The organism is Ralstonia sp. ASV6, from assembly GCF_016429285.1.
GTDB lineage: Bacteria > Pseudomonadota > Gammaproteobacteria > Burkholderiales > Burkholderiaceae > Ralstonia > Ralstonia flaminis.
Map to the genome: position 1 here is coordinate 1 of NZ_JAELUI010000179.1, position 9174 is coordinate 9174.

At 64.5% G+C, this 9174-nt stretch carries 7 protein-coding genes; 3 read left to right on the forward strand and 4 right to left on the reverse strand.

Annotated features, from left to right (window positions below):
• Positions 1-1054: MFS transporter (locus JHD73_RS24490; protein ID WP_199032775.1), on the forward strand; the 1054-nt coding region annotated here is incomplete at its 5' end.
• Positions 1055-1094: 40 nt separating this feature from the next.
• Here JHD73_RS24490 and arfB read toward each other — a convergent pair.
• A complete protein-coding gene (gene arfB / locus JHD73_RS24495) occupies positions 1095-1529 on the reverse strand; it encodes an alternative ribosome rescue aminoacyl-tRNA hydrolase ArfB (protein WP_199032776.1) in 435 nt (144 codons plus the stop codon).
• A 59-nt stretch (positions 1530-1588) separates the two neighbouring features.
• Here arfB and JHD73_RS24500 point away from each other — a divergent pair, with 59 nt between their 5' ends.
• Positions 1589-2206 (forward strand): hemolysin III family protein, encoded by a 618-nt coding sequence (locus tag JHD73_RS24500; protein WP_199032777.1) that lies wholly within the window; start codon positions 1589-1591, stop codon positions 2204-2206.
• A gap of 82 nt (positions 2207-2288) precedes the next feature.
• On the opposite strand, the gene JHD73_RS24505 is transcribed toward JHD73_RS24500, so the two are convergent.
• The 3 genes from JHD73_RS24505 to JHD73_RS24515 all read right to left on the reverse strand — a co-directional run bounded on the left by JHD73_RS24505 (position 2289) and on the right by JHD73_RS24515 (position 7370).
• A complete protein-coding gene (locus JHD73_RS24505; RefSeq protein WP_199032778.1) occupies positions 2289-3998 on the reverse strand; it encodes a long-chain fatty acid--CoA ligase in 1710 nt (569 codons plus the stop codon).
• A gap of 150 nt (positions 3999-4148) precedes the next feature.
• Entirely contained in the window at positions 4149-5249 is a 1101-nt protein-coding gene (locus JHD73_RS24510; RefSeq protein ID WP_199032781.1) for an aminopeptidase, read from the reverse strand.
• 12 nt (positions 5250-5261) lie between these two features.
• Entirely contained in the window at positions 5262-7370 is a 2109-nt protein-coding gene (locus JHD73_RS24515) for a molybdopterin-dependent oxidoreductase (protein ID WP_199032779.1), read from the reverse strand.
• Positions 7371-7645: 275 nt separating this feature from the next.
• Between JHD73_RS24515 and JHD73_RS24520 the strand changes: the two genes are divergently transcribed.
• A complete protein-coding gene (locus JHD73_RS24520) occupies positions 7646-8764 on the forward strand; it encodes an ABC transporter substrate-binding protein (RefSeq protein WP_233177142.1) in 1119 nt (372 codons plus the stop codon).
• Positions 8765-9174 lie beyond the last annotated feature (410 nt).

Consider the following 9174-nt stretch of genomic DNA (forward strand, 5'->3'; position numbering starts at 1 on the left):
TTTTGGCGACCGGATCGGGCGTAAATCCACGCTGGTCGCATCACTACTGGTGATGGGCATTTCGACCACGCTGATTGGGCTGGTGCCGGGGTACGACAGCATCGGCACGCTGGCGCCGATCCTGCTGTGCGTGCTGCGCTTTGGCCAGGGTATCGGCCTGGGCGGCGAATGGGGCGGCGCTGCACTGCTGGCGACCGAGAACGCGCCGGCAGGCAAGCGCGCGTGGTTCGGGATGTTTCCGCAGCTCGGGCCGTCGGTGGGCTTCCTGGCCTCGAACGGGCTGTTCTTCGGGCTGGCGATCGCGCTGTCGGACGAGCAGTTCCGCAGTTGGGGCTGGCGCGTGCCGTTCCTGGTGAGCGCGGTGCTGGTGGCGCTGGGCCTGTACGTGCGCTTGAAGATTGCTGAAACGCCGGCCTTCCAGGCCGCTATCGACCGCCAGGAGCGCGTGAAGGTACCGGTTGCCGAACTGCTCTCGCGCCACTGGTGGCCGACGCTGCTGGGCGCGCTGGCCATGGTGGTCTGCTACACGCTGTTCTATATCTCGACGGTGTTTTCGCTGTCGTACGGCGTGAGTACGCTGCACTTCTCGCGCCCCGAGTTCCTTGGGCTGCTGTGCCTGGCGGTGGTGTTCATGGGGCTGGCGACCCCGCTCTCTGCCCTGGCATCGGACCGCTTCGGGCGCAAGCCGGTGCTGATCGTCGGCATCATCGCGGCCATCCTGTCGGGCTTCACGATGGCACCGCTGCTGGGTAGCGGGTCGACGCCGCTGGTGGCGCTGTTCCTCATCATCGAGCTGTTCTTGATGGGCGTGACCTTTGCGCCGATGGGTGCGCTGCTGCCGGAACTGTTCCCGACCCACGTGCGCTACACCGGCGCGGGCGTGTCGTACAACCTGGGCGGCATTCTCGGTGCATCGATTGCGCCGTACATCGCGCAGGTGTTGGCCTCGCAAGGTGGCCTGAGCTGGGTGGGCATGTACGTTTCGGTGGCTGCGGCCGTCAGCCTGATTGGCGTGCTGTGCATGCGCGAAACGCGCGACGCGAGCTTGATATAAGTGGATACGCGCTGCACGCGGGTATCCGCCTGTGGCGCGCTTAATCCAACGTGTGTACGCCGGAACGCCCACGCTTGATATCACTGCGTGCGCGCTTGCCATCCAAACGCCGGGTCTTGGAAGCGCGCGTGGGCTTGGTGGCAATGCGCGACTTGGGTACGGACAGCCCACTCGCAATAAACGCGACCAGACGTTCACGGGCATCCTGGCGATTGCGGTCTTGGGTGCGAAACCGCTGTGCATCGATCACGAACACACCTTCAGCAGTCAAACGGCGGTCGCGCTTGGCCAGCAGACGGGCACGCAACGCCTCCGGCAACGAGGGCGATTGGGCGATATCAAAGCGCAGTTCCACCGCCGTCGATACCTTGTTAATGTTCTGCCCACCGGCCCCGCTCGCGCGCACGAAGCGCTCGACCAGTTCCGATTCCGGAATGGACAAATGGGATGTGACTTTGAGGTCGGTGCTGGGCATGGCGGGATTGTAGTTCGCCAGAGTGCACATCAACCGAGTTCGCCTGGAGAGATCAACGCATGTATCACGGAGAACGTTTCAACGGCTTCAGCCACTTGGCCGGGGCCATCCTTGCCGCTGCCGGCATGGCGGTGCTGGTGACATCCTCGGCACTGCACCACGATGCCTGGAAGGTCGTCAGCTCCGTGGTCTACGGCACTACGCTGGTCCTGCTCTACACGATCTCGACGCTGTACCACAGCCTGCGCGGCCCGGCCAAGGTGATCTTCCAGCGGCTAGACTATTGCGCCATCTATCTGCTGATTGCCGGCAGCTACACGCCGTTTGCGCTGGTCACGCTGCGCGGCCCCTGGGGCTGGACGCTGTTTGGCGTCAACTGGGCGCTGGCGGCCATCGGCATTGCGCAGGAACTCTGGATCGGCCGCCGCACGCGGCTGTTCTCGCTGCTGATCTACGTGGTGATGGGGTGGCTGGTGCTGATTGCCATGGGGCCGCTGGCGGCCGCGCTGCCCGCACCGGGCCTGTGGTGGCTGGTGGCGGGCGGTGCGCTCTATACCGCGGGCGTCGGCTTCTTTCTCTTTGACGAGAAGGTTAGGCACTTCCATGGCATCTGGCACCTGTTCGTGCTGGCCGGCAGTGTGTGCCAGTTCATCAGCATCCTGCTATACGTCGGCTAACCGCCAGCTCACCCACCACGACAAACAAAAAGCCGCGCGGGTGGACAACCCGTCGCGGCTTTTTCTTTGCGGCTACGCAGACTCAGGCACGCTTCTTCATCGCCTCGTCGCGCAGTTCGCGGCGCAGGATCTTGCCGACGTTGGTCTTCGGCAGCTCGTTGCGGAACTCGATGAACTTCGGGCGCTTGTAGCCGGTGAGCTGCTCTTTGCAGAACTCCTGCAGCTTCTCTTCGGTGAGCGTCGGGTCACGGCGCACCACGAACAGCTTGACCACCTCGCCCGAGTGCACGTCCGGCACACCCACGGCCGCGACTTCCAGCACGCCAGGGCACATCGCCACCACGCCCTCGACTTCGTTCGGGTACACGTTAAAGCCCGACACCAGGATCATGTCCTTCTTCCGATCGACGATCTTGGTGTAGCCGCGCTCGTCCATCACGCCAACGTCGCCGGTCTTGAAGAAGCCGTCGGCGTACATGACCTTGGCGGTCTCGTCCGGGCGCTTCCAGTAGCCGGCCATGACCTGCGGGCCACGGATGCAGATTTCGCCCGCCTGGCCGATCGGCAGATCGCGCCCTTCATCGTCGCGGATGGCGATTTCGGTGCCCGGAATCGGCAAGCCGACCGTGCCCGAGAACGTGTCCGTGTTGGTCGGGTTGCAGATGGCCGACGGCGAGGTTTCCGACAAGCCATAGCCTTCAATGATCGGGCAGCCCGTCACCTCAAGCCACTTCTTGGCCACGGCTTCCTGCACCGCCATGCCGCCGCCGTTGGCCACGCGCAGGTTGGAGCAATCGACGTTCTTGAACTCCGGATTATTCAGCAGCGCGTTGTACAGCGTGTTCACGGCCGGGAACATGTGGAAGCGGTACTGCTTGAGCACCTTGATGAAGCCCGGGATGTCGCGCGGGTTCGGGATCAGCACCGCCAGCCCGCCCTTGCGCATCGACAGCAGACAGCACACTGTCAGCGCGAAGATGTGATACAGCGGCAGCGCGGTGATGGTGACGATCTCTTCATCGGCGCCCAACATGCGCCCATCGCGGCCGGGCTTGGTGAGCGCCGGATTCATCCAGGCCTCGGATTGCAGTACGTTGGCGACGATGTTCCGGTGCAGCAGCGTCGCGCCCTTCGATACGCCGGTCGTGCCGCCCGTGTACTGCAGGAAGGCCACGTCGTCCGGGCCGACGGAGGTCGGCTTGAGCGCCAGCTTGGCGCCCTCTTCCAGCGCGGTGTTGAAGCGGATGCAGTTGGGCAGTTCCCACGCCGGCACCATCTTCTTGACACTGCGCACGACAAAGTTGACCAGCATGCCCTTGAGGCCGCCGAGCATGTCGCCCATGCTGGCCACCACGATGTGCTTGACCGGCGTGTTGGGCAGCACCTGCTGCAACGTCGTCGCGAAGTTCTCCAGGATGATGATGGCTTCGGCGCCGCTGTCCTTGAGCTGGTGTTCCAGCTCGCGCGGGGTATAGAGCGGATTGACGTTGACGACCACGTAGCCGGCGCGCAGCACAGCGGCCAGCGCCACCGGGTACTGCAGCACGTTGGGCATCATCAGCGCAACGCGGGCGCCGGGCGCCAGGCCGCGCGACTGCAGCCAGGCCGCCAGTTGACGCGACAGCGTATCGATCTCGCCATAGGTCAACACCTTGCCCATGCACTCGAAGGCACGGCGATTGCGGTTCTTCTGAAACGAATCATCAAGCAGATGGGCCAGCGATCGATACTGCGACGCATCGATCTCGGCCGGCACCCCGGCGGGGTACTGCTTCAGCCACGGTTTATCCATGGGCGTGTCTCCTGGCGATTGTCGATTTTTTCGAATGGTCGTTCGATTTTTTCCGCATCGTACGCGGATGTTTGTGTCAAAACAATAACTTAGACAGTTCCCTCAGCCCATTGAGCGTGCTTGAAACCGGCCCAGAAACCGCTGCTGGCATCACTTTTGCCTGACAACACCGTCTGCCCCAAGCAGCGCCGGCGGAGCCAATGCCCGCAGCGCAGCCTCACGCTTGGGCCTGGGCTCGTGCGCCAGGGTTTTGACGTCAGCGTAAAAGCGCGCCCAGTCGCCACCATCACGGTGATACAGCGCCGTGAACGCCGGCACCCACTCCAGGTAACTCGCCACCGCGCCCAGATGCGCATTCGACAGCGGCTGTGCAAACCAGCGGTCGTAGCCGGTATAACCGCCCCAGCTTGCCTTGAGCTTGGCGTAGTCCGCCTGCAGGCTCGCAAAGATGGCGCGTTTGCCGGCGCGCTTTTCATCGTCCGGCACGGAACTGGCGTACAGCGTCTCGAGCCGGTTGCGATAGTCCAGCAACAGGGCGCGGAATTGTACGCGGCGAGCGTCGTACGTAGCGTATTCCTGGCGGATTGCCGGTGTTGCCGCATCGGCCAACCAGCGTTCGACACCGATCGTCTCGACCGCGGTGGCAAAGGACTCATTGAACGCCGTATCGCCCTTGGCATAGACCACCTGGTGCGCCAGCTCATGGAAGATCAGGCGCGCCAGCTCGCCTTCGGGCAGGCCGACGAAGGTATTGAGCAGCGGATCATCGAAATAACCCAGTGTGGAATACGCAGGAATCCCGGCCACGTCCACATCCAGACCTTGGGCGCGCAGCGTGTCGGCGTAGGCCATGGCAGCGTTGCGGTCGTAGTAACCGCGATAGGTCACGCAACCGACCACCAGGAAGCACCACTCCTTGAGCTTGACCGACAGCTCCGGCGCGGCAAACACGTTCCACACCGCGAAGGGGCGCTTGAGGTTGGCGTAGACGCGGTAGCTGCCGTTGTCAGGCAGCCCCAGCTCGCGCGAGGCATAGATGCGGATGCTGCGGGCATCCTCCAGGCGCGTGGCGAGCTTGTCGTTGTGCGCTTCGCGTGCACCGGCGATGGCGTCGTCGAGCGACTGCCGCTGTGCCATCAGCGACAGGTGCCCGGTGACCGACTGATAGTAGTAGCCGACGGTATCGCAGCCCGCCAGCAACGCCGACGCTGCCAGCCACGATGCGAGGCACAGCAGGCGGAAGGCCCGCATGGATGCCATGCGTCAGGCAGCCTGCGCTGCCGGCGCAACCTCCACCAGGCAGTCGTAGAACGTCGGCGCACGGCCCATATCGGTCAGGCGCTGGCTGGTCAGCTCGTTGGCGTTGGTGCCATCCGGTGCGAGCTTCTTCCACCAGATCGACAAGCCGACCACCACGCCGCGCCGGGCACGGTCGGTCACGCGGGCGCGCGCCTGCATGGTGCCGCGGTCATTGAAGATGCGGACCAGTTCGCCGTCGACCACGCCGCGCGCCTGGGCGTCATCGGGATGGATGTCGAGATGCGGTTCGCCTTCGGTGCTGCGCAGGCTGTCGACGTTGACGAAGGTCGAGTTGAGGAAGTTGCGCGCCGGCGGCGAGATCATCGACAGCGGATAGCGCCTGGCCAGCTCCGGCGTGCTGATGGCGGATTCATACGGCGGCACGTAGCCGGGCAGCGGGTCCAGGCCATCCTTCGCCATCAGCTCGGAGTAGAACTCGCAGCGGCCGGACGGCGTGCGGTAGCCGCCATGCGCCAGCGGTGCAGCCGGGTGCGCCAGCTTCTGCCAGCCTTCACGCTTGAGCGTGGCCCAGTCGATGTGCGCGGCGGCCGGATCGTCACGGCGGATGGCCTGCGCGGCAATGTCGTCATCCGAATCGGCGAAGCACGCATCGGCAAAGCCCATGCGCTGCGCGAGGCGGCGGAAGATCTCGGTGTTCGGTAGCGACTGCCCCATCGGCGCGATGGCAGCGTTATTCGCCAGCACGTAGGTGTGGCCGTAGGCCTTGTGCACATCCACGTGTTCGAGCTGCGTGGTGGCGGGTAGCAGGATGTCGGCGTAGTCGGCCGTGTCGGTCTGGAAGTGCTCCAGCACCACGGTGAAAAGGTCTTCGCGCGCAAAGCCCGCCGCCACCTTGCGTGAGTCCGGCGCCACGGCCACCGGGTTGCTGTTGTAGACGATGACCGCTTCGACCTTCGGCCCGAACGCTGCATCGTCCGCATGCAGCAGCGCATCGCCAATGGTGCTCATGTTGATGGTGCGCGGCCCGGCGGGCTCGCCGTTGGGGCCACGGGGCAGCAAGTCCGGGCGCTGCAGCTTTGCGTTGTCGATCGGGAAGAAGCCCGAGGTCGACAGTTGCAGCCCCCCTGCCTTGTCACGCCATGCGCCAACCAGCGACGGCAGACACGCTGCCGCGCGCACGCCCTGCCCACCGCCGTGGGCGCGCTGCATGCCGTAGTTCAGGCGGATGGCCGCCGGCTGCCTGTCGCGCACGACAGTCTCGCCATACAGCTTGGCGAGCCATTCAATATCGGCCGCCTCCACGCCACACAACGTGGCCGCGTATTCCGGCGTGTACTGCTGCGCACGCTCGCGCAGCGCCTCAAAGCCCAGCGTGTGGTTGGCGATGTAGTCGTGGTCGAGCAGGTCTTCGCGAATCAGCACATGGATCATCGCGAGGGCCAGCGCCGCATCGGTGCCGGGACGCAACGCCAGGTGGTGATGGCACTTCTCGGCTGTCAGCGAACGATAAGGATCGATGGCCACCAGCGTGGCGCCGTTGCGCTTGGCCTCCTGCGCGCGGGTCCAGAAATGCAGGTTCGAGGCGATGGGGTTGGCACCCCAGATCAGGATCAGCTTGGCGTCCTGCACGTGCTCGATGTCCATGCCAAGGCTCGCGCCATACGTATAGCGCAGCGCCGTCGCGCCGGCCGATGCGCAGATCGTGCGATCGAGCAGCGACGCACCCAGCTTATGGAAGAAGCGCGCAGCCATGCTCTCGCCTTGCACCAGGCCCATGGTGCCGGCGTAGCTGTAGGGCAGGATGGCCTGCGGGTTGCGCGAGGCGATCTCGCTCAAGCGCGAGGCGATGGTGTCGAGCGCCTCGTCCCACGAAATCGGCGCGAACTTGCCCTCGCCTTTCGCCCCCACGCGCTTCATCGGCGTGAGCAGGCGGTTCGGGTGGTAGGTACGTTCTGCGTAACGGTTGACCTTGGTGCAGAGCACGCCCGCCGTGGTCGGGTGGTCCGGGTCGCCCTGTACACGAATGGCGCGGCCATCTTCTACGGTGACGAGCAAGGCGCAGGTGTCGGGGCAATCGTGCGGGCAGGCGGCACGGATGACTTGGGTGGACATCGGAGGGCTCCGCGAGGGACTTGGAGTGATGCGCGCCGGGTGCATATGTGCAGAACAGCGCGCTTGGTCGTTGCATGCATGCGTCTGATGCGCGTGCAGCCGGTTTCAGCCTTTTTGTGCCGATTGTATTCGATTATGATGGCCGGCCGCCGGCCCGCCAAAAGGCCGCACGGGCCGTTCCGGCGCGCAGTGGCGCGCCCATCACTGTCTTTCTCTGGGGGGAGAAATCCATGGCAATTTCGTTGAAGGGCGTGCTGGCCCGTCTGACCGTCGGCATGTTCGCCTTGAGCGGCTTGAGCCTGACCACCGCCCACGCCGAAGTCGGTGTGACCAACGACACCATCCTGATCGGTCAATCCGCACCGATGAGCGGCCCAGCCGCCGCGCTCGGCCAGCAGATGAACCTGGGCGCCAAGCTCTACTTCAACGCGGTCAATGCCGCGGGCGGTGTCAACGGCCGCAAGATCGAACTCAAGGTGCTCGATGATTTCTACGAGCCCGATGCCGCCGCACGCAATACCAAGACGCTGATCGACAACACCAAGGTCTTCGCGCTGTTCGGCTACGTCGGCACCCCGACCAGCCTCGCCGCGCTCAAGCTGGCCACGCCTGCAGGCGTGCCGTTCTTCGCGCCCTACTCCGGTGCCATGGCGCTGCGTGAGCCGTTTGCGCGCAACGTCTTCCACGTGCGCGCCAGCTACAACGACGAAACCGCCGCCATCGTGCAGCAGATCCGCACGACCGGCCTCAAGCGCATCGCCGTCGTCTATAACGACGACGCCTACGGCAAGTCCGGCCTGGACGGCGTGCAGCGCGCGCTGGGCACCGCTTCCGGTCAGGGCGTGACGCTCGTCGCGCAAGCCAGCGTGGCACGCAACACGACCGACGTGAAAGGCGCCATCAGCACCGTGCTGGCGCAGAAGCCGGAAGCAGTCGTCATCATCAGCGCATACCAGACCGTGGCCGCACTGGTGAAGGGCGCGCAGGAACAGGGCTATGCGGGCCAGTTCTACAACGTGTCGTTTGTCGGCACCAAGGCACTGGCCGATGCGCTGGGCAAGGCTGGCGGCGGCGTGATCATCTCGCAGGTGATGCCGTATCCGAAGACCGCCTCGTCGCCGCTGGTGCGCGAGTACCAGAAGCTGCTCAAGGCCGAGGGCATTTCCGACTTTGACTACGGCAGCATCGAAGGCTATGTGGCCGCGCGTGCGTTTGTGGAAGGTCTCAAGCGTGCCGGCCGCGACCTCACGCGCGAAAAGCTGATCACCGCACTTGAATCGATGGGCAACTACGACCTGGGTGGCTTCAACGTCAACTTCTCGCCGTCCAACCATGTCGGCTCGAAGTTCGTCGAGATGACGATCATCAATTCGAGCGGCCAGGTGATCCGCTGAAGGTCGGGCGCTATCGTCAGCAAGAAACCGGGCGATTGCCCGGTTTTTTTATGCCTGGCCGAAAACCAGGGGCCCTCGAAGGCGGTCTTGATGTCCGGCATCGGAGGTCCAAGCTCCGATGCCGGAGGTCTGAAGGTCCAACGTCGGAGGTCAAAGCTCCGATAGCGGAGGTCTGAAGTCCAACGTTGGAGCTCAAAGCCCCGCGCGCGAGGTTCTGACCCCCACACGCCGGGCTCAGAATCCGGCGAGTGGGGGTTCCATCCCGCGAGTCGCGTGTCGGCGGCCGGGCCTGTCAGTAATTTCGTGTTCAAGGCATAACATGCCCTCAAGGAGGGTTTATGCCTCGCGAACCGAAGACCAAGCCGGTCGAGCTGCCGGCGATTCCAGCCAAGCTGCTTGAGCAGTTCGGC